The 21,025-nt window shown below is 46.7% G+C and carries 19 protein-coding genes and 1 riboswitch; of the genes, 7 read left to right on the top strand and 12 right to left on the bottom strand.

What is annotated here, in order from left to right; all coding sequences use genetic code 11:
* Positions 1–140: 140 nt before the first annotated feature.
* The 3 genes from WH95_RS17470 (at position 141) to WH95_RS17460 (ending at position 3,749) form a co-directional block, all read left to right on the top strand.
* Positions 141–2,186: a TonB-dependent receptor domain-containing protein gene (locus tag WH95_RS17470; RefSeq protein ID WP_052742121.1), complete on the top strand. Its 2,046-nt coding sequence runs from the start codon at positions 141–143 to the stop codon at positions 2,184–2,186.
* Positions 2,187–2,191: 5 nt separating this feature from the next.
* Positions 2,192–3,325 (top strand): ABC transporter substrate-binding protein, encoded by a 1,134-nt coding sequence (locus tag WH95_RS17465; protein ID WP_046509636.1) that lies wholly within the window; start codon positions 2,192–2,194, stop codon positions 3,323–3,325.
* A gap of 142 nt (positions 3,326–3,467) precedes the next feature.
* Positions 3,468–3,749, top strand: a complete 282-nt coding sequence (locus tag WH95_RS17460) for a DUF2218 domain-containing protein (RefSeq protein WP_046509635.1) — start codon at positions 3,468–3,470, stop codon at positions 3,747–3,749.
* 116 nt (positions 3,750–3,865) lie between these two features.
* Here the strand turns inward: WH95_RS17460 and WH95_RS17455 are convergent, their stop codons facing one another.
* The 3 genes from WH95_RS17455 to pspA all read right to left on the bottom strand — a co-directional run bounded on the left by WH95_RS17455 (position 3,866) and on the right by pspA (position 5,399).
* Positions 3,866–4,348, bottom strand: a complete 483-nt coding sequence (locus WH95_RS17455) for a hypothetical protein (protein ID WP_046509634.1) — start codon at positions 4,346–4,348, stop codon at positions 3,866–3,868.
* Positions 4,349–4,425: 77 nt separating this feature from the next.
* Positions 4,426–4,653, bottom strand: coding sequence for a hypothetical protein (locus WH95_RS17450; protein WP_046509633.1), 228 nt, complete (start codon positions 4,651–4,653; stop codon positions 4,426–4,428).
* Between the two features lie 77 nt (positions 4,654–4,730).
* Positions 4,731–5,399: a phage shock protein PspA gene (gene pspA, locus WH95_RS17445; RefSeq protein ID WP_046509632.1), complete on the bottom strand. Its 669-nt coding sequence runs from the start codon at positions 5,397–5,399 to the stop codon at positions 4,731–4,733.
* Positions 5,400–5,560: 161 nt separating this feature from the next.
* Here pspA and pspF point away from each other — a divergent pair, with 161 nt between their 5' ends.
* A complete protein-coding gene (pspF, locus tag WH95_RS17440) occupies positions 5,561–6,559 on the top strand; it encodes a phage shock protein operon transcriptional activator (protein ID WP_046509631.1) in 999 nt (332 codons plus the stop codon).
* A 91-nt stretch (positions 6,560–6,650) separates the two neighbouring features.
* On the opposite strand, the gene WH95_RS17435 is transcribed toward pspF, so the two are convergent.
* From WH95_RS17435 to WH95_RS17415, 5 genes are all read right to left on the bottom strand, one after another.
* Positions 6,651–7,628 (bottom strand): helix-turn-helix domain-containing protein, encoded by a 978-nt coding sequence (locus WH95_RS17435; protein WP_046509630.1) that lies wholly within the window; start codon positions 7,626–7,628, stop codon positions 6,651–6,653.
* Positions 7,629–7,899: 271 nt separating this feature from the next.
* Entirely contained in the window at positions 7,900–8,421 is a 522-nt protein-coding gene (locus WH95_RS17430; RefSeq protein ID WP_046509629.1) for a winged helix DNA-binding protein, read from the bottom strand.
* 55 nt (positions 8,422–8,476) lie between these two features.
* Positions 8,477–9,772, bottom strand: coding sequence for a TRAP transporter large permease (locus WH95_RS17425; protein ID WP_046509628.1), 1,296 nt, complete (start codon positions 9,770–9,772; stop codon positions 8,477–8,479).
* A gap of 13 nt (positions 9,773–9,785) precedes the next feature.
* Complete coding sequence (locus WH95_RS17420) at positions 9,786–10,358, bottom strand: TRAP transporter small permease (protein WP_046509627.1); 573 nt, start codon at positions 10,356–10,358, stop codon at positions 9,786–9,788.
* A 119-nt stretch (positions 10,359–10,477) separates the two neighbouring features.
* Complete coding sequence (locus WH95_RS17415) at positions 10,478–11,455, bottom strand: TRAP transporter substrate-binding protein (protein ID WP_046509626.1); 978 nt, start codon at positions 11,453–11,455, stop codon at positions 10,478–10,480.
* A 276-nt stretch (positions 11,456–11,731) separates the two neighbouring features.
* Here WH95_RS17415 and pxpB point away from each other — a divergent pair, with 276 nt between their 5' ends.
* Genes pxpB through WH95_RS17400 form a run of 3 tightly spaced genes read left to right on the top strand, consistent with a single transcriptional unit; the run spans position 11,732 to position 14,332 of the window.
* Complete coding sequence (gene pxpB, locus WH95_RS17410; protein WP_046509625.1) at positions 11,732–12,478, top strand: 5-oxoprolinase subunit PxpB; 747 nt, start codon at positions 11,732–11,734, stop codon at positions 12,476–12,478.
* On the top strand, positions 12,478–13,569 hold the full coding sequence (locus tag WH95_RS17405) for a 5-oxoprolinase subunit C family protein (RefSeq protein WP_046509624.1): 1,092 nt from the start codon (positions 12,478–12,480) through the stop codon (positions 13,567–13,569). Before pxpB ends, WH95_RS17405 begins: the two co-directional genes overlap by 1 nt.
* A complete protein-coding gene (locus WH95_RS17400; protein ID WP_046509623.1) occupies positions 13,556–14,332 on the top strand; it encodes a LamB/YcsF family protein in 777 nt (258 codons plus the stop codon). The genes WH95_RS17405 and WH95_RS17400 overlap by 14 nt, the downstream gene beginning before the upstream one ends.
* A gap of 43 nt (positions 14,333–14,375) precedes the next feature.
* Here WH95_RS17400 and WH95_RS17395 read toward each other — a convergent pair whose 3' ends face one another.
* From WH95_RS17395 to WH95_RS17380, 4 genes are all read right to left on the bottom strand, one after another.
* A complete protein-coding gene (locus tag WH95_RS17395; protein WP_046509622.1) occupies positions 14,376–15,503 on the bottom strand; it encodes a ribonucleotide-diphosphate reductase subunit beta in 1,128 nt (375 codons plus the stop codon).
* Between the two features lie 36 nt (positions 15,504–15,539).
* On the bottom strand, positions 15,540–18,404 hold the full coding sequence (locus WH95_RS17390; protein WP_082114219.1) for a ribonucleoside-diphosphate reductase subunit alpha: 2,865 nt from the start codon (positions 18,402–18,404) through the stop codon (positions 15,540–15,542).
* 105 nt (positions 18,405–18,509) lie between these two features.
* Positions 18,510–18,719, bottom strand: a riboswitch (cobalamin riboswitch).
* A gap of 90 nt (positions 18,720–18,809) precedes the next feature.
* A complete protein-coding gene (locus WH95_RS17385) occupies positions 18,810–19,892 on the bottom strand; it encodes a D-TA family PLP-dependent enzyme (RefSeq protein WP_245622992.1) in 1,083 nt (360 codons plus the stop codon).
* A gap of 4 nt (positions 19,893–19,896) precedes the next feature.
* On the bottom strand, positions 19,897–20,775 hold the full coding sequence (locus WH95_RS17380) for a MurR/RpiR family transcriptional regulator (RefSeq protein WP_113772045.1): 879 nt from the start codon (positions 20,773–20,775) through the stop codon (positions 19,897–19,899).
* Positions 20,776–21,025 lie beyond the last annotated feature (250 nt).

Here is a 21,025-nt window from a genome sequence, read left to right as displayed (position 1 = left end):
GCGAAAAGGATTTATGCAAAAGCGTTTGTTGCAAATGAAAGAAACGTTTTTGCAAAAGCATTCAGTCTGGTGTTTAAAAAGAACAAGTAATAATAAGAAGCATTCTCAATTAGTAAAGATTTTTGATTGCTGAGGTTGCTATGCGAACATGCCCTGGACTTGTTTATGAATGTTTTTTTGCTTTTAGTCAGAGAAAGCTAAAAGGTCTTTTGTTGGGGAGCGTTGCGCTAACTGCTTTGCCATTGGGTGCATGGGCGCAAGAGGTTGAAAAAGACCCGATGCCAATTGAAACAGAGACCGTTACTCACGAACAGGATATCGTTCTTGATCCCGTGTATGTCGATGGTAAGGCCGATGTTCTAACCGGGGGTGTTCAGTTGGGGCAAGAGGCGTTGGAGCGGATCAATCCACAGGATATTAAAGATGTATTCCGCCAGGAGCCGGGCGTTGCCGTTAGTTCGCCGATTGCAATTGGGCAAAAGGTATATGTGAACGGTATTGAAGATACAAAGCTTGCTGTTGACGTTGATGGAGCCCGACAGGTGACAAAAACGTTTCATCACATTGGAACCGCAATTATTGATCCTGAATTGCTCAAGGCCGTGAAGGTTGAAACCGGGGTTGCTCCTGCGGATGCTGGACCGGAAGCGCTCGGTGGTTCTATTTCTTACGAGACAAAAGACGGGCGTGATTTTCTGGATTTTGATGAAACCTTTGGCGGATATGGAAAGCTAACCTTTAACAGCAACACAGGTGGATTTTCCGAAAATGTAGCTCTGGCGGCACAATATAACAATTTTGATGTTCTGTTGTATGGCTCAAACGATGGTGGTGATAACTATTCAGATGGTAAAGGGCACGAAGTCCCCGGAACCAAACCGGAAATGCAAAGCGGTCTTTTTAAGTTAGGGTATAGTGCTGACAACGGGTATCGTATCAAGCTTACAGGTGACTTTACCAAAGATGATGGTATTCGCCCCGTACGCCCAAACTTTGGTGGTTCCAGCAATCCGTCTGATGTTCCACAGCGTGTAGATTACGAACGAAAGTCCGTGACTCTCTCTATTGGCGACGAAACCCCGACCGATCTTTGGGATCCGCGTTTTAGCATTAGCTATACAGACACTTCTCTTTTTGCGGATATCAAAAACACGCCGATTGGCGAAGGTATTGTGTCTGATATCACCACAATAAATGGCAAGGCTTCTAATACTTTCACGGTTGGCTTGGGCAAGATTACCTCTGGCGCTGACTTCTATATCGATTGGGGAAAAGGCGGGCGCGAAAATGATGCCAACTATAAAGAGGAAGTTTATGACATTGGTGTCTTTACCCAGGCAAGGTTATCGCTGAGCGACGAAGCGCGGGTCTCTTTTGGCGGGCGTTTTGATTATAACCACCTAGAGGGAAATGAGGGAACGACCCTGGATAATGCGGGCCTTAGTGGAAACTTTAGTGGTGAGTATGATGTGACCCCCTGGTTGATGGGCTATGCCGGGGCTGGTACTGCATGGGGCGGTGTGCCCATGACCGAAATCGGGGTTCAGAATTACTGGAGTGCCTTTGGCGTGCGGTGGAACTATGACGATCTGGCACCGTCACGTTCCTTTAATTACAAAGCTGGATTTGTGATTGAAGAGGGTGATTTCACCTTTGATGGTAATGTTTTCTACACCAAGATTGATGATTCTCATGATGTTTCCAACAGTAATCGTGGTACTCAGCACGATGTCGTCAGCAAGGGGATAAATGCTTCGGCAAAATACAGTTTTGGTGATGGTTTTGTGCGCGGCACCTATTCGAAAACAAGGGTCCGTGTTGACGGGGATGTGCCGGTTAGTACCTTGGCCTATCAAGGGATTCTAATGGGGGATACCTATGGCGTTGAAGCTGGATATTCCTGGCCTGATCTTGGATTGCGTGCCGGTGCAACAGGCGAAGGTGCTTTGGAAAATGATGATACCAAGAAAAACGGTGGCAATGCATTGGATAGTTATTTTGTCGCGGGGCTTTATGCGGAATGGTATCCCGAAGATATCGATGGTTTATCCCTGCGCGTAGATGTGAAAAACCTGTTTGATAAAGATTACGTTGATCGGGCGAATGTTGGGTATGACAGTTCTCGGTACACGCCCTATAGCGAACCGGGGCGTACATTCCTTCTTGCTGCAAAGTATGAGTTTTAGTTCCAATGAATGTGTGTAGAAAAATTGCCATCGCCCTTTGGGTTGGGTGTTTGTTTTTTGGACAGGCAAATGCAGAGCAGACAGTTACGATAACTGATCTTGCGGGGCGGTCGGTAGAAGTGAGCGTTCCCGTGAAGAAGTTGATTTTGGGCGAGGGACGCTATTTACCGAGTTTGGCTATTTTGGATCGCGATGATCCAACACAACGTGTTGTTGGGATGATGGGCGAGTTTGAAAAATATGATCCTGCGTCCTATGAACAGTATCGACATCGTTATCCCGCCCTTGACGATATCCCGAGAATTGGGGCCAGTAATGCGTCGTCATTTAGCTTGGAACAAGCTCTGTCAGTTTCCCCGGATGTTGCGATTTTTGGGCTTTCAAGCGGTCACGGGCCGAATGACAATGATAAGCAGCTTCTCGCGACATTGGAAGCGGCTGGCGTTCCCGTTGTTATTCTGGATTTTAGAATTGATCCTTTGGTCAACACGCCCAGAAGTATAGAAATTCTTGGTGAGTTGTTGGGGCGCAAAAAAGAAGCAGACGAATTTCTGTCCTTTTACCGCGAACAACTCAACCGGGTGACGTCAGTGCTGCCTGAAAAAAGTTCGGGGCCAACGGTGTTTATGGAATCCCGGGTTGGATTAGCGGCAGATTGTTGCGAGGCAATCGGGGCGCGTATGATGGGGCGATTTATTACTGCTGCGGGGGGGCGTAATGCCTTTGGGGATATGATCCCCGGTACTCATGGCTCTGTTAGTCGGGAATATCTATTGTTGAATGAGCCGGATGTATACATCGGCACAGCGATTGGATCGGTGGAAACGGAGGAACGTTTCCCGCAGTTTATTCAGCTGGGGGCTCGTACGCTAAAGGGCAATGCGGAGGAAAGTTTGCAGGCGGCACTTTCGCGTCCGGAGTTAAGAGAGTTGAAAGCGGTTAAGCAGGGAAGGGCTTATGCTATCTGGCATCATTTCTATAATAGCCCGATGAATGTCGTCGCGGTTCAGGTAATCGCAAAATGGTTACACCCCCAGAGTTTCAAATCTTTGAACCCGGAAGAAACCTTACGCACATATTTTGATCGTTTTCAGCCCGTCCCGTTGAATGGTGTTTATTGGGCACATCCCGGTCGATAGAGATAACAGATTTCATTTTATAGCACGGATTAACACCAAAGAAGACTGTGAAAAACCAAGCAGTCCGCAACCAAGCAGCCCGCAACCAAGCAGCCCAAGGTGTTAAATTATCCAGATAAATCAGGAGATACACGTATTGCCAATGACAATGAAAGCATCGGTACAGACCGATCATGCATCGAAATATTTACAACAACTTTGTAAGCATTTTGCCCATAAAGTTTCTGTTCAATACACACCCGAAAAAGGCGATGTTGATTTTGGCTTTGGTAATTGTCTGATGACGGCTGACGAAAAGACATTGTCTTTTGTTTGCCACGCGGATGACAGACCACGGTTAGGGAAAATAGAAGGTATTATTTCCATACATCTGGAGAAATTCGCCTGGAGAGAAGATCTGGAATTGAAGTGGAACTATTCTTAAGTCAAGCCAGACAAATAAAGATGAAAAAGCAGAAAGCACCCTATGATTTACAGGTTGCTTTCTGCTTTTTTTGGAGTGTTGATCGAAGTTATGATCAGGCGGTCGAATGATGAGCGTTATCCATCATTGTCCTTTTTCATCTTTTGAAACTCTTTATTGAGTTTGTACTCTTCGGAAGAAACATGTTTTTCCATGTCTGCTGTCCGCCGTTCCAAATCTTCAAATTCTCTGCAAAGTTCGGAAAAATCCAAATCTACCTCACTGTCAGAGGGGGGAGGTGTTTTGTGTGTCCCTGCATAGGCATACTGTGTTCGGGTTCTGCTTGAGTTTGCCCCGCTCATCCAGTGTCTTGTCTTGTCTGCCATCTTGTTGAATTTTCCCTCTAGCCGGCCAGGGTTATTTACCCAGTAGAGGGAGAGAAAAAAAACGATTAGCGTCAAAACAAAGTTAATGAAGAGACCGATAATAAAGGCGGCTAGAACAAGCTTGCGTGGGACGCCAAAACGGTCTGCTAATGCGCGGGTAACGCGTTTGATCGCCCCTTGGTGATGGTGGGCCTGGTAACTGTGACAGCCCGGTTTTTGTCTATGGTTGTGCATTTGAATAATCCCGTTCTCTTCTGGTCACTTCGTCTATTGTAATGAATTGCTGGTGCGTGGATGAAAAGGGTTGTGGATCAATCCTGTTCAAGCACCTTTTCAAGTGTGGCGACGCGATCAGCCAGTTTTCTGGCAACATCACGCATTTTTAGAAGCTCGTCTTTGGGGACAGCAACCATACCATTTCCCAGATCTTGTTTTTTCATGGTTTTCCACTTTGTTATGTAATGGAAAATGATCCAGAGCGGGGCGACAATAGACAGGAACACCACCAGGGGGACGAAGAAAGCTACAGCGAAGCTCATTGTTTTAATTTCTTTCTCAGTTCAAAATCTGTTTGCTCTAAATCCCGGCCGCTCTGGACCGTTGCAGGCTAGGGGCATTATTTCTTGGACTTTGACATTTTTGCCTTCAATGCCGCCAGTTCGTCGGCGATTTCTGATTCTGCTTCCAGCTCAGAGAACTCATCGTTCAGTGTTTTAGTGCGACCAAGGTCGTATGAATCCGCCTCTGCATCAAGTTCTGTGATTTTGCGCTCTAGGTTGTCGTAACGCGCCAGCGCATCATCTACACGACCGTCGTAAGTTGTCTTACGCAGTTTTACCCTTTTTTCGGCTGTGTTTAAACGGATTTCCATGGACTTCTTCTTGGCCTTTGCTTCGTCCAGTTTTGCCTGAAGCTTTGAAAGGTCGTCATTAGACTTTGCAAGGCTTTCTTCAATATAGCCAAGTTCAGCTTGAAGGGCGTCAGCTTGTTCCTCAATCTTCCTTTTCGCCAAAAGAGCGCCTTTGGCAAGATCGTCACGGCCTTTTGAAAGGGCGAATTCAGCTTTGCTTGCCCATTCAGCTTTGGAAGTTTCAAGTGCTGCGAGCTTTTTCTCTATGTCTTTTTTGTCGGCAATTGCCTTTACAGAAGATGAACGAACCTCGATTAAGGTGTCTTCCATTTCCTGAATCATAAGGCGGGCCATTTTTTCCGGTTCTTCCGCACGGTCCAACAGGGAATTGATGTTGGAATTAACAATGTCGGTCAGACGGGAAAAGATACTCATAACGTTTTCCTTTCGAGGAGTAAGAATACTTCGATAGATTGCATGAGGTGTGCCAACTCTAAATATTCATTAAAAACAATAGCTTAAAAAATAAACTTGAAAATTATCTTGATTAAATCGATATTTATTAGCGAAAATAGATAACTAATTTAGCTAATATTATGGATGTTCTTGTCAATATTATCGGGGAAGATCCACATTTTCTGGATGTGGTTGAAAAGGCTTCACAGCTTGCCTTGATCGATAAGCCGTGTCTTGTGGTTGGAGAACGAGGAACAGGCAAAGAGCTTTTTACGTCCCGTCTTCATTATCTATCCCGACGCTGGGATGGCCCCTTGGTCAAAATCAACTGTGCTGCTTTAACCGATAGCCTGTTGGAAAGTGAGTTATTTGGGCATGAACGCGGTGCTTTTACGGGCGCACAAAGGACACATGTCGGGCGGTTTGAACGTGCGGATGGCGGGACATTGATTCTCGATGAAATTGCGACAGCATCCAGTGCGGTTCAGGAAAAGGTTCTTCGTGTTATCGAATATGGAGAGTTTGAGCGCGTTGGCGGTAGTGAAACGTTACATGTGGATGTGCGCGTTATTGGGGCTGCAAACGTTGATTTGCCAACACTCGCTGCAGAAGGGAAATTTCGGGCTGATTTGTTGGATCGTTTGGCTTTTGATGTTTTGACGTTACCGCCTTTGCGGGTGAGACCACGAGATATTCTGACGCTGGCTCATCACTTTGCACTGGAAGTCACACGGGAAGTGGGGAGGGATATTTTCCCGGGTTTTTCTGAACGGGCACGAAAACAACTTGTCGATTATGCCTGGCCGGGGAATGTCAGAGAGCTAAAGAACGCTGTTGAACGTACCATTTGCAGGCTACCAGCTTCTGAAACTGCGATTGATGAGATCTATATAGATCCTTTTGATAGTCCTTGGCGCTTTGGCGCGACCAAGAAGAAAACGGACGATAATCCAGAGGGTGAGGGGGCGGTTGTTGATGACTTTACCAAGGCTGTTTCCGGCTTTGAACGTAAAATTTTAATTCAAACGCTTGAAAGGTATCAGTTTAACCAAACTGACGCAGCCCAAGCTTTGTCGTTGAGTTATCACCAGTTTCGGAGGCTCTTAAAAAAATACGATGTACCCGTTAGATCTGCATAGGGTGTAGGGTCTAAAATTGATTGAGCTTGACTTCGGGACCTCTTATTCAATCCGTCTCGCATGATGGAATGACAGAAGGTGGGGGATCTATTTAGATCGCCAGTTTCATAAACTTGATTTTTCGATGTAACGTCGCGCGGCTTATGCCCATCGCACTGGCCGCGGCTGATATGTTGCCGCCCGTGTGTGCCAATGCCTGTAGAATAACCCGGCGTTCTGCCAACTCATATTCCTTGGCGTGATTAACCTTTTTGCCCTGTAAATCAGCAAGCAAAATGGGTTCCTTTAAGGGGCCGTTTTTAAGCCCGTAGATACGCCGAGCCCCTCGTGATGCTCCTATGACAATGCCGTCCTGATCAACAGCCAACAAAGAGGTCTGTAAATTGGCGGTAGTTTCTGGGGTCCCTATGGGCGGGGTGGCGAGTACAATGTCTGCGTCATGATAGGTTTGGCGAAAGTATTCTGATTCAATTTGTCTGGCAGCATTAATTACCGAAAGGGAAATGATGCGAGCAAAATCAGGGGTCAGGTCCGCGCGGCTGGAAGAAACATCAATAGCGGCAAGTAGGTGGCCTTCGTGATCGAAGATTGGCGCAGCACTACAGGATAGGTTAATATTTTTACTGTGAAAATGTTGGTCTTTGTGAATTGTTAATGCCCTTTTTTCGACGATACAGGTGCCAATACCATTGGTGCCTTCACTTTCCTCGCTCCATAAAGCCCCCGTGCAAAGTCCCCAGTCGTCATAAGTCTTATCGTCGCTGACGGCCCCTCGGCGATCAACAGCAATGCCGCTTGCATCGGCCAGAACAACACAGCAACCTGCATTCCCGACCGCAAGATAGAGATTGTCCAGACTGGTTTCAGCTGTATGTATCAGGGGGCCTAACTTTTCTTTGGCGTGTTTCAGTTCGCTGGCCGTTATTCGCTCGGGCGGACGCTTTTGATCGGGGGAGAGGCGGTGTAGCATCTTGGAACGACGCCATGATGCCGCGATTGCAGTTTGTGCAGCCCCATTTGTCTCTAGAGTATTTTCCACATGTGTAGCGTGGTGACTTGTTGATCCCATGTTCGTTGCCCCAAGAGCAATTCACAAGAAAATATCTAGTTGTTTTCTGTGTGTTTGCTCTTTTCCTGACGTTTCTAGTGCGCCATTATTTTATGGCTTCACTAATCCCTTTTTCTTTTTATGTGGAACTTTGTTCCATTGAATACGCCTGTTTTCGTATTCTTGTTATTTATTTACGTTAGAACAAGTGGGATCATTTCGCAAATTTTATAAGCCTGCGATGGAATTGCCTGTTTACTCTTTGGGGCCTTGTTGGCGGTCAAAGATGGCGTTAGAGAGACGCTGCGGCTCTTGATGCCTGATCGTAAAGGCCAGAGATACTGCGCAGAATTTGTGCGGTATGAGCGACTTCGTCAAATCGGGTATCTGTTGCAACGGCGGGGTCGATAAGACAAAGTTCGCGAATCTTCCTGTATTCAGAACAGGCTTCTGCGCCTTCCTTTGTTGTTGAATAGAAAATCTCTTTCCCTTTTTTTGTGCCTTTGACCAGTTTGCCTTTTATCAATTTTTTGAGGGAATAGTTCACTGTGTGAGGATCTTCAACGTTAAGGACGAAACAGATATCGTTCAGTCGTTTTTCTCTGTTTCTGTGGTTCACATTGTGAAGGACAAGGACATCAAGAGGATTAAAATCTTGATGCCCTGCAGCATTCATACAGCGAACCATCCAGCGGGAAAAGCCGTTGAACGCAATGATCAACCCGTATTCCAGTTCACTCATTTGCCAACCCTGATCACTGGCCAGGTGTTCCGATGAAACGATGTGGCGCGGGGTTTTGGGTGTGTCAGACATACTGGAACCTTTTGATCTGTAATAGGATTATCTCGTGGATGGTGTTTAAACCTGCCTACATATTGTTGGGAAGATAGGTTACGATTTCCGGTACGGCAATAATAATAGCCAAAGCGAGAACCAGCAGGCCAAAGAAGGGCAATGCTGCTTTTGCAACGGCCAGTATATTTCGGCCCGTGAGTGCCTGTAGAACAAAGAGGTTAAATCCGACAGGTGGTGTGATTTGCGACATTTCAACCACAATCACGATATATATACCGAACCAGAGCGGATCAATTCCGGCCTGTTCAACCATGGGCATGATGACTGATGTGGTTAAGACCACGACACTAATGCCATCGAGAAAGCAGCCAAGCACGACAAAGAACACGGTTAAAGCAGCTAGAAGGGCGTAGGGGCTTAGTTCCAGGCCGCCAATCCATTCAGCCAATAGTTTGGGAATTCCGGTAAAGCCCATGGCCACAGTTAAAAAGGCTGCGCCGGCCAGAATAAAGGCAATCATACAAGATGTTTTTGTTGCACCCATCAGGCCCTGGAAAAAGGAGGTTTTGTTCAGGTCACCTGTAAACCATGACAAGAGAAGTGCCAGAACAACACCGACCGCTGCGGCGTCTGTTGGTGAAGCAATCCCGGTGTAGATTGAGCCAATAACGCCACTGATCAAAATGATGACAGGCAAGAGGCTTTTGGCGCGTTTAAGCTTTTCGCGCAGTGAAATTTCTTCGATTACATCTGGCAAAATATCTTTGTTCATCACTGCCCAAATAATGACAAAACCAACAAAAAGACCAACAAGAAGCAAGCCGGGCAGAACGCCAGCAATGAAAAGACGGGCGATGGACTGTTCCGTAGCGACGCCATAGACAATCAGGATGATGGATGGGGGGATAAGCAAGCCAAGGGTTGCTGATCCGGCCAAGGTGCCGATCATCATGCTTTCGGGGTATTTTCGCTTTGAAAGTTCGGGGATTGACATCTTGCCGATGGTTGCAGCTGTTGCGGCGGACGATCCGGAGACAGCTGCGAAGATTGCACAGCCAAAGATGTTAACGTGTAGAAGTTTGCCCGGCACTTTCCCCATCCAGGGGGAAAGGCCGCTGAACATATCTTCGGATAAGCGGGATCGGAAGAGTATTTCCCCCATCCAGATAAAGAGCGGCAAAGCGGCAAGCGCCCAGTGATTGCTCGCGCCCCAAACCGTTGTCGCCAGAACATCACCAACAGGTGCGTCGGTAAAAAGTGTCATGCCAAAAATGCCAACACCAAAAAGAGAGAAAGCAACCCAGACACCCGATCCTAATAGGGCGAATAGGGTGAGTATAAGAAGAAGGGTTAAATAAATTTCTGACATTGTTTTGCCCTTCTTATTCCGCGTGCAGATCGGCGTGATCTTGTTCTAGTAAATTTTCACCCTTGCCTTCGTAACTTGGATCCCCGCCCGACAGGACGCAAACAAGTTCATCAATCAAGGCGATGGAGAGGACGGTTAACCCGATAAGCACAGGCATCATGGGGATCCAGATCGGAATGGCGATCATGCCAGGGGACAGGTCGTTATAGATGTATGATTCGTGCACCAGGAAGCCGGTATAGGTTGTGAAATAAAGGGCCATAGCTGCGGCAATACCCAAGCACCAGATTTCAACAAAATGGCGGAGCTTCGGAGAAAGATGCTGTAAGACCAGTGAGACCCTGATGTGGCTGCCGTCTCTTAGTGTGTAGGCCAAGGCGAGGAATGAGGCGCCAGCGAGAAAGAAGCCTGTGAAATCGGCATATGAAGGGATGGTTAATCCAATTGCTTCACCTGTGATCAGGCTGCTGAGCCGGTCGAGCAGATTCAAAACCACCTGTGCCATAACTGTCAGACAAATGGCCACAAGAAAAAAGGCCGCTGTCCAACCGCTTGTCGTATAAATTTTATTGAGTATCTGTCTCATGGTCGCGCACATCCCCTCGGTAATGAATAGGCCTTTGGGCAATTCATTCTGGCTGGGTCCATATAAAAAGGGGCGATTCATGACACTATATGTGTGAAATGAACCGCCCAACAGGGAATTTATTTGCCGTAAGAGGTCAGGATTTCGGATCCTTCGTCACCGGCAGATTCTTTCCAGTCAGAAAGCATATCTTCACCAACTTTTTTCAAGCCAGTCATCAATTCAGCCGCAGGCGGATTTACAATTGTTACGCCATTGTCTTGCATGATTTTGATTTTTGCCGCGGTTTCTTCCTGGCTCATTGCCCAACCGCGCTTTTCTGCTTTTTCAGCCGCAGCAAGAACAGCTTGCTGGGTTGCTTCATCAAGTTTGCGCCAGTATTTTTTGTTGATCACAACAATGTTTTTTGGCACCCATGCTTGAATGTGTGTGTAGTGAGAAACGAAATCCCAGGCTTTGCTGTTCGCGCCAGTAGACGGGGATGTTATCATCGCCTCGACACGGCCTGTTGCATAGGCTTGTGGAATGTCTGGAACTTCTACCTGCGTTGGTGCTGCGCCTGTTAGCTGGGCGAATTTTTCCAGTGTCGCATTGTAAGCTCTGAACTTCAGACCTTTGAGATCGTCAACGGTTTTGATTTCTTTTTTCGTATAAAGCCCTTGTGGGGGCCATGGAACAGAGAACAGTGGCATTAGACCCTGTTTGTCCAGTAGTGCGCTAATGACAGGTTTTTGTGCGGCCCATAATTTTCCTGCATCGTCATAATTCGTTGCAAGGAAAGGAAGTGAGTCTGCACCAAAAGCGGCATGCTCGTTCGATAGGCGGGACAGGAAGAATTCGCCAATAGGTACCTGACCACTGCGGACGGCATTTTTAATTTCCGGGTGTTTGAAAAGCGAGCCAGCAGAATGAATTTTAATCTTCAAGTCACCGCTTGTGGCTGTTTCGACGTCTTTGGCAAACTCAATGATGTTGGCGGTGTGAAATGTTTTGTCCGGGTATGGGGTTGGCATATCCCAGGTATCAGCAGAAGCGGTGGCTATTCCGCCCATAGCAAGGGCAGCAACACCAGCGGTGAAGTTACGTAAGAGTTTCATTTTTTAAAACCTCCCAGGGGTTTTCTGTGGATTAGCCTTGATGTTGTTTTCTTTTCAGGGCCTTAAACGTTCTTTTTGGCCCAATTCTATCTGCGATTTTCAGAAAGAGCTGAGCAATACAGCGTGATGAATGAGCCAAAAATACCTGTGTCATCATTAACGCATGAATTAACGATGACGTTATGTTGACAAAAAGTCAATAAAACAATAACGATTTATAGTTGATGTGTATCTAATGCTGTAGTTCAATAACGAAAAAATTAAAGAGAGCTAATTTTGGATATCCGAGTCCTTACATTAGGCGACAGTGCCTTTACGATTGAATTTCCCAAGTTGAAGGGAGCTATCGGTGCGCGGTCAGTCCGTGCGCTGAGAAGCTGTATCGAACAGGAAATTGACGAAGGCCGTCTGTCTGGGGTGTTCGATATTATTTCGGCCAGCCGTTCCCTGACGGTGTGTTTGAATCCGGATGTTGCGAACTATAGTGATGTTGTTGAAAGTATCAGTGTATTAGCCAAGAAGCCCTTGAATAACGAAGGGGGGCATAAATCACTTTGGGTTTTGCCTGCTTGTTATGAGGGGGATCTGGCACCTGATTTATCCGATGTTGCCCGGCGAAGCGGGCTTTCCGTAGAAGATGTTGTCAGCATACATAGTTCAGCTATCTATGATATTTTCCTAATTGGCTTTTTACCTGGCTTTGCCTTTATGGGGGAAATTGACCCACGATTACAGTTTCCAAGAAGGACAAGCCCAAGGATAAGGGTTCCTGCGGGGTCTGTTGGTATCGCAAACGAACAGACGGCTGTTTACCCATGGGAAAGCCCTGGCGGATGGCATCTGATCGCGCGGTGCCCGGTTCCGTTTTTTGATAGCGCTTGGGCGCAACCAAGCCTGCTTTCGCCGGGTGGGTCTGTGAAATTCAGACCAATTTCAGCAGAAGAGTATGACGACGTTACGGCTGATTTATCTGCGGGTCGTATTTCACCGCAAAGCTTTTTGACAAATGGGGAAGAGAGCTAATGTTAGTTGTTCTAAAGATTCTCTCCCCGGGTATTTTGTCTTCCCTTCAGGACGAAGGTCGCAAAGGATTTGCCGGCTTTGGCGTTCCAAGAAGCGGTGCTGCGGATGCATTGTCATTGCAGGTGGGAAATGCGTTGGTTGGTAATTCTGCTTTTGAAACTGCTCTTGAATTCCGCTTTTTGGGCCCAAAGGTAATGGCCGTGGGGGGGCGTATACGATTAGGGCTTGCGGGTGATGTTACGGCCGAACACAAGCTGGCTTCTGGTAGTGACACGATTGCAATAAAGCCTTGGCAGTCAGTGACGTTGGATGATGGAGATATTTTGTCTATCGATCCCCTGAAAAATGGTGCGACAGGATATTTAACCGTCGAAGGAGGATTTGATTTAACTCCGGTACTTGCGAGTAGTTCGACCTATGCACGGGCGAAACTTGGGGGAGTGAACGGTTTGCCGTTACAAGCCGGAGATTCTATCAAAGTCAGAACAACCCAGCCAAGAGATGGATTGGAGAAGATTGTATCTGCGCCACTTTCAACGGTAACAGATGTAATTCGCGTCATGGCGGGGCCACAGGATGATTATTTTTCCGATGATATGATCTCTAAATTTTCTGATCAGGATTACAAGGTCAGTTCTGATGTTGATCGCATGGGCATCCGTCTGGAAGGTGACGAGATAACACCGTTACCTGAAAAGGGTAGCGATCTTATTTCTGATGGTATTGTTCCCGGCGCTATACAGGTACCGGGAAGTGGACAGCCAATTATCTTGTTTGTGGATTGTCAGACAATTGGTGGGTATCCAAAAATTGGTGCTGTGATTACATCCGATCTTCCCCTTTTGGGGCAATTGGTGCCGGGGAATGAAATCAGGTTTCGGTTTGTCTCTCTTGAAGAAGCTCAGGCCGCGCGGAAACAACAGAATATTGATCTGGATCGGGCGATTGCATCAATTCAGGATTATTTTGGCGAAGGGGTTATGGATTTGAAAGCCCTGTACGAAGTGAATTTGATTGGTGGTGTGGTTGACGCCAGCATGTCCGGGCATTTCCCCGGCCATTTAGAGGGAGTTGTACATGGAAAAAATTAACCTGAATGCGGATATGGGCGAAGGCTTTGGCATGTATTCCATCGGCAATGATGCCGCGATGCTGGATATTATCGGGTCTGCCAATATCGCCTGTGGGTATCATGCTGGTGATCCCTTGGTCATGTCTGATGTTACGCGTGCAGCCAAAGATAAAGGTGTCAGTGTCGGTGCTCATCCCGCTTTCCCGGATTTGCAGGGCTTTGGGCGTCGTAAAATGCACCTTCCACTTCCGGAACTAGAGGCCATGATGGTGTATCAAATTGGTGCCCTGATGGCCGTCGCCAAGAGCCAGGGTACGAAAGTCACACACGTGAAGCCTCATGGTGCGCTGAACAATATGGCTGCGGTTGATATGGAGATGTCATTGGCCATTGCCCGTGGGATTGCCGCAGTCGATCCATCTCTTATTATGTTGGCGACTGCGGGATCGTGCCTGTGCAAAGCAGGTCTTGAGCTTGGCTTGCCAACAGCTGGTGAAATCTTTGCCGATAGAACCTATGACGAAAACGGAAACCTGACCCCAAGGTCAGAACCACACGCTGTAATACATGACCCCGAACAGTCTGCAGATCAGATCCTCTCTTTTGTCGAGGAAGGTAAAATAATAACGCCATCTGGCAAACGAATAGACACCCCGATCCACAGTGTTTGCGTTCATGGGGATACTGCCGAGGCGGTTGCTATTGCCCGTCGGGTCAAGGAACGGCTTGAACAGGCAGGTTTTGAGTTGGCGCAGCTGCCAGAAGTTATGGGGATTTCTTGAATCCCCATAACGGATTATGGCAAGCTTTGATTAGGGGGACAGATTAATCCCAGCTTAATGCACCACCATTCTGGTATTCGATAACTCTGGTTTCAAAGAAGTTTTTTTCCTTTTTCAGGTCCATGGTTTCTGACATCCAGGGGAAAGGGTTTTCTGTTGTCGGATAAACCTGTTCCAGGCCAAGTTGTCCGCATCTGCGGTTGGCGATAAAGTGCATGTATTGCTCGCAGAGATGAGCGTTGAGGCCCAACAATCCCTTGGGCATCGTATCCCTGCCATAAGCGGCCTCGATTTCGGCTGCTTCTTTTAACATCCCCTTTACTTCCTGCTGGAATTCCGTTGTCCAAAGATGCGGGTTTTCGGCCTTGATTTGATTAATAACATCAATGCCGAAGTTTAGATGAATGCTTTCATCGCGAAGAATGTATTGATATTGCTCGGCAATACCGACCATTTTATTGCGACGTCCCAAAGACAGGATTTGTGCAAATCCTGTGTAGAACCACATTCCTTCAAATACGACATAAAAAGCGATTAGATCTCTCAGGAATGCCTGATCCGCTTCGGGAGTTCCTGTCTTGAAATTTGGGTCATCAAGACTCTGGGTATACTTCAATGCCCATGCGGCTTTGTCGGTGATGGATGGTACTTCGCGGTACATATTAAAAAGCTCACCTTCTTCAAGGCCAAGGCTTTCGACGATATACTGAAATGTATGCGTGTGAACTGCTTCCTCAAAAGCCTGTCGTAATAGATACTGACGGCATTCGGGATTGGTCAGGTGGCGGTAAATTGCCAGAACGATATTGTTGGCAACCAGCGATTCAGATGCTGCAAAAAAACCAAGGTTTCTTTTTAGCATCTTGCGCTCATCCGGGGTTAAGCCGTCTTGGGATTTCCACAGCGCAATGTCGGCCTGCATTGATACTTCGGTTGGCATCCAGTGGTTGTTGCAGCCAGCGAGATACTTTTCCCATGCCCAGTGATATTTCATCGGTAATAGTTGGTTTACATCTGCACGGGCATTAATCATTGACTTGTCATCAACCGAGACACGTGCGGCGCCTCGATCAATATCTCCCAAGCCACTTGCATCAGCGACAGGCGATGGTGTGGGGGAAAGGGGCTGTTGCGCATTTGATTTGGTTGTTGGTTCGGACCAATCAAGCATGTCGATATTCCTGTTAAATGAATTTGGTGGAGGGAGCTATTGGCAGGCTTCGCATTCTGGATCATCGATTGAACAAATCTGAGGCCCACTTATTGGAGCAACCATATTTGTCGCAACAGCATTCAGTTTGCCGTCAGTGCCTTTAAGTGTTGATTTTTCAACATGAGTTGCTGACTTTGACCGTAGGTAATAGGTGGTCTTTAACCCACGCTCCCACGCAAGCTGGTATAGGGAATCAAGCGCTTTGCCGCTGGGGTTTGCCAGATACAGATTTAAGGATTGCGCCTGATCAATCCATTTTTGCCTTCGTGCTGCGGCTTCGATCAAGAAGCTGGAATCAATCTCAAAAGCAGTTGCATACAAAGCTTTAATGTCTTGAGGGATGCGGTCGATTTCCCCGATACTGCCATCATAGTATTTCAGATCAGAAATCATGACATCGTCCCACAAGTCGATGCTTTTAAGGTCATTGACCAATGCGGCATTTACGACGGTAAATTCGCCGGACATGTTGGATTTAACAAAGAGATTCTGATAAGCGGGTTCAATTGACTGTGAAACGCCACAGATGTTTGAAATGGTCGCTGTAGGGGCAATTGCCATTGTATTTGAATTGCGCATTCCTACTTTCTTGACGCGTTTTCTCAGTTTGTTCCAATCAAGTTTGCTACTGGCGTCGTAATCAAGATTGTTTCGCTGCTCTTTTAAAAGCGCCATGGAATCTATGGGCAAGATACCTTTTGACCACAAAGATCCTTTAAAGCTGGTATAGCTTCCTCTTTCCTCTGCAAGATCGGTTGATGCTGTTATTGTGTGAAAGGATATTGCTTCCATACTTTCGTCTGCGAAGGTTATTGCTGCTTCCGAGCAATAGGGAATTCGCTGTTTTTGCAATGCATCCTGAAAACCCATTAAGCCAAGACCAACCGGACGGTGCCTCAGGTTTGACTTGCGGGCTTCGGGAATCGTGTAAAAGTTGATGTCGATAACGTTGTCGAGCATACGCATTGCGGTCTTTGTTGTTCTTTCCAGCTTGTCATGGTCTATGCCAGAACTGTTTGTGTGAGCTGCAAGATTTATAGACCCCAAATTACAAACTGCGACCTCTTCGCTAGAGGTATTAAGTGTGATTTCTGTACAAAGATTCGATGAATGCACAACGCCGACATGGTTTTGTGGCGATCTTATGTTGCAAGGATCCTTGAAAGTGATCCAGGGGTGTCCGGTTTCGAACAGCATGGTTAACATGCGCCGCCAAAGATCGAGCGCACGAACTTTTTTATGTGTTCTCAAGTCCCCGTTTTTTGCCTTGGTTTCGTAATTTTCATAGGCTTGCTGAAAATCCCGGCCATAGAGATTGTGCAGGTCCGGGGTTTCGTCAGGGGAAAAGAGTGTCCATGCAGCGTCTTCTTTGACACGTTGCATAAAAAGATCAGGAACCCAGTTTGCGGTATTCATATCATGGGTTCTGCGTCGGTCATCCCCGGTATTTTTTCTTAAGTCCAGGAATTCTTCGATATCAAGGTGCCACGTTTCCAGATAGGCGCAAACTGCTCCTTTGCGTTTTCCACCCTGGTTCACAGCAATGGCGGTATCATTAGCAACCTTTAAAAAAGGAACAACACCCTGGCTTTCACCATTGGTCCCTTTGATATGGGCCCCGAGGCCACGTACCGGTGTCCAGTCATTTCCCAGACCCCCAGAATATTTTGCCAATAATGCATTGTCTTTTATTGATTTGAAGATGGATCCCAGATCATCAGGGACAGTTGTTAAGAAGCATGATGATAGTTGGGGGTGACGTGTCCCTGAATTAAAGAGTGTCGGTGTTGAACACATGAAATCAAAAGAAGATAGAAGATTGTAAAACTCGATAGTTTTTTCTTCCCGGTCCGTCTCGCGAAGGGCTAGGCCCATTGCAACACGCATAAAAAACGCTTGTGGTAGCTCTATTCGATTTTCATTGAGATGAAGAAAATAGCGATCGTAGAGTGTTTGCAGCCCCAGATACTGAAAGAGTGTGTCCCGTTCCGGCTTAATTGCACCGGCCAAACGCTTTAGGTCATATCGACCCAGCTCGGGGTCCAACAGTTCTGCTTCTATACCCTTCTTCACATAAGCCTGAAAATAATCAGGGTAAATTACGGCAACTTCGTCCTGGGTTGCGGTTTGATTTTGTTCAAATATGAATGACAGAACTTCTGTTCTAAGTTTATCCAGCAAAAGTCTTGCTGAAACATAGCTGTAATCGGGTTCTGTTTCGATTAGGGTTCTTGCTGCGAGTATTGGTGCGAGTGCTAGTTCTGCGGAGCTGATGCCATCATAAATATTGCGCTCGGTTTCAGATAAAATTTTCTCTTTTGACGTGTTCTCCAACCCTGCGCAAGCTTCAGTAATGATGGTCTCCAGACGCCCTTGGTCCAGGTCGATCTCTGTTCCATCTTCTTGGGTGATTTTGATTTGTTGCCTTGCCACAGGTTGGACGCTGGTTTCAGCTTGGCGGCTTTTGTTGCGTTCTTCCCGGTAAAGAACATACGCCCGTGCGATTTTCTGATGGCCTCCGCGCATTAATGCCAGTTCTACCTGATCTTGAATGTCTTCAATGTGAAAGGTGCGTCCGGATATGCCCCGGCGTGTGAGGGACTTGGTGATTTCTTTTGAAAGTGCGTAAATCGTTTCATGAACACGAGGGGAAGCCGCGGCATTTGACCCCTCCGTTGCGATAAAGGCCTTGGTAATAGCCGATGTTATCTTTTCTGGTTCAAAGGGGGAAACCGTTCCGTTGCGGCGTATTACTTTGTAGTCTGTGCCTAAAGTTGTAAGGCCTGAAGTTGTCAGAGTATTGTCAGGGGTGTCTGGAATTACCTCACCCGGTAATGCGTTTGCTTCTATGAGAGACATAAATTGACCCTTTTTGTCTATGAGTGGACAGGGCCAAATGATTTGCGGAGAACATGAAAGGATGGTTCATGCTGCCTGCAACACCATCGGAGCACCCCGCCCGCGGAATTGACTTTTATCGGGGCAGGTCTCCTGGCTTGCAGATCAATGCTTGTGTCCGCCTTCCCAATGTAAAAATGACATCAGTGGCATACGCGACAGTTGCTAACTGCTTACAGTTGCGGGGGCAGCTTCGGGATTGCGATTGTATCGCTCACCGAATTCCCTCTTAGCTTTCGAATGGATTTCGAAAGAACCTCGATATCTATATTTGGTATGCTAAAGTTTTCGGGGTGTCAATACATAGTACCTTTCTGTCGGTACTGATTCGTAGCGTATGGTAAGAGGCTGGTTGTTTTATTTGGTTTAAGTCACTAAGCCACGTGCGAGAACTGGTGCTTTGATTGTTTTATCGGGTTCTACCAAATAAACATAATCCACCATGTTTGATACGACGCAAACGTGGTTGGGAATGATATGAATTTGATCGCCGACTTTGGGTGACCAATTGGTATTGCTGAGATCCAGAATGCCGTGTTCTTCGCTTAGGCTGGTAATTTTTGCATCTGGGGCTTCTTTGATTAGACCGAATCCTTCCATGCCCAAAAGGTCGGATGTTAGCATTTTTGACCCCGCATCAATGACGGCACGATCCTTTGTCGGTTTGCTGACAATGGTTGCTTTGACGGATAGTGCGCAATCTTCAATGCGACACAGACCAGCTTCAATTAGGGATCTGTCATTATAGATGTAGGTGCCTGAGCGATGTTCTGTTGCGATAGTAACGTCTTGGGCGCGGCTCATGTTTGGGGTGCCGCCATTGCTTATTTTCGGACAAGGAAGTCCCTTGGAAATTAACAGATTTCGGGCCTTTTCAAGCCAGTTATTTACAAGAGCTTGATCTCCCATTGGCGGGTAGGTCATCAAACCTCCAAGTGAAAGCCCACTTGCATTATGAATTAAACGGCCGAGTACAAGGGCTTCTTCGGCAGACTGTACGCCGCATCGCTTTGCACCAGTGTCACATTCGATCAAAACTTCTAGCGGCCGTTCGGCCTTGGCGAAGGTCTTGGCCAGACCATCAACGACATGGGCGTTATCAGCAACAACGGACAACCTGCATTTTGTTGACAGTCTCACCAGACGATCAAGTTTATGCTGGCCGAGGATGTTATAGGTGATCAGTATGTCTTCTATGCCTGCTTGGGCCATGACTTCGGCTTCACCTATTTTTTGACAGGTGATGCCAATTGCCCCGGCTTGAATTTGGCGTTTGGCCATACATGGTAGTTTGTGTGTTTTGATGTGCGGGCGTAACGGAATGTTATGCTGGTCACAATGAGCTTGCAGCTTCTCGATGTTCCTTTGTGCAATCATCATATCAATTACGACTGCGGGGGTAGAGATATCATTGGTCATGAATGTTTTTGTTTCTGTCGTACAGTCCATCACGTTAATCCCCGATTGGCTGTGGATCTGTATTGCCGTGCAAAGCTGTAAGAGAAGCCCTGATCCGGCGTAGTTTTTCTTTGGTTTTTTCGGGCATTTTTCGGGCGACAGATGCGGCTAGTATGTCTATGACGGCCAAAAAAACTAACCTTGAGGCCGTGGGTTTGTATATGTCGGGGTCTTCGGGAAGTTCAAGCCCAACGGTTAGTGTGCACACTTGGGACAGTTCCGAATTTGGCTTTGTCAGACACAGCGTTGTGGCGCCGTATTGATTGGCGATTTTTGCCGTGTCGATCAAAGCTCTGGGGGTGCCTGTCGATGAGATAAAGAACATAAGATCATCTGGTCCCAATGTCGCGGCATGCATGCGGAGAAGGTAAGCATCATTGAGAGACAAAGCTGTAATCCCAAGTCGGAAAAATCTGTTTGCAGCATCAAAGGCAACCGTCGTTGAGCCGCCGCCGACACCGCAAAAAATAAGTGTTTTGGTGCGTGTCAGGGCGCTAACTGCATTTGATATTTCATCAGGATTGATTTGATTTTTTGCGAATTCAGTTGTTGATATCAATGCATCAAGAACCTGATCAATTGTACTATCTGGAGAGGTGACAGTTTTCTCTGACCGCGAGAGGTATTGCAGGCTGACAGCAACATTTTGAGCGAGTTGAATTTTAAAATCCTTGAAGCCATCGCACCCTAGTTTCCGGCAAAAACGGATGACAGTTGGCTCGCTGACATCACAGAATTTAGCAAGTGAATTAACGCTTATTTGGCTGACGGTTTCCAGATTATTAAGCACATAGGTGGCGACCTGTTGTTCCCGTGCTTTGAAGCTCCCGTCCATTTTTTTTATTTTTGTAATGAGATCAAAAGTAGCGGCCAATGGGACATCCTTGGTTGTTTTCTGTGGGGTTGCCTGTGCGTAGTTTTATCAAAACGCATGATTTTAATGTTCTGAGTAAGGTTAATATACTACGTAGTTAAATTACACAAACAAACAAATTTTGCAATTAAACCAATAAATATCGCTAAAACTACGCTTTATTTATAGATTTTGAAGTTATTTTACGTAATTTTGCTTTACATGAGCCGATTCTGAGCAGTAAACGTAGTTAAATTACGTTTCTGGGAGG

Origin of the sequence: Kiloniella litopenaei, from assembly GCF_000982415.1 — a bacterium.
In the GTDB taxonomy this organism is placed as follows: Bacteria; Pseudomonadota; Alphaproteobacteria; order Kiloniellales; family Kiloniellaceae; genus Kiloniella; species Kiloniella litopenaei.
This window is presented reverse-complemented; position numbering and strand designations above follow the sequence as displayed.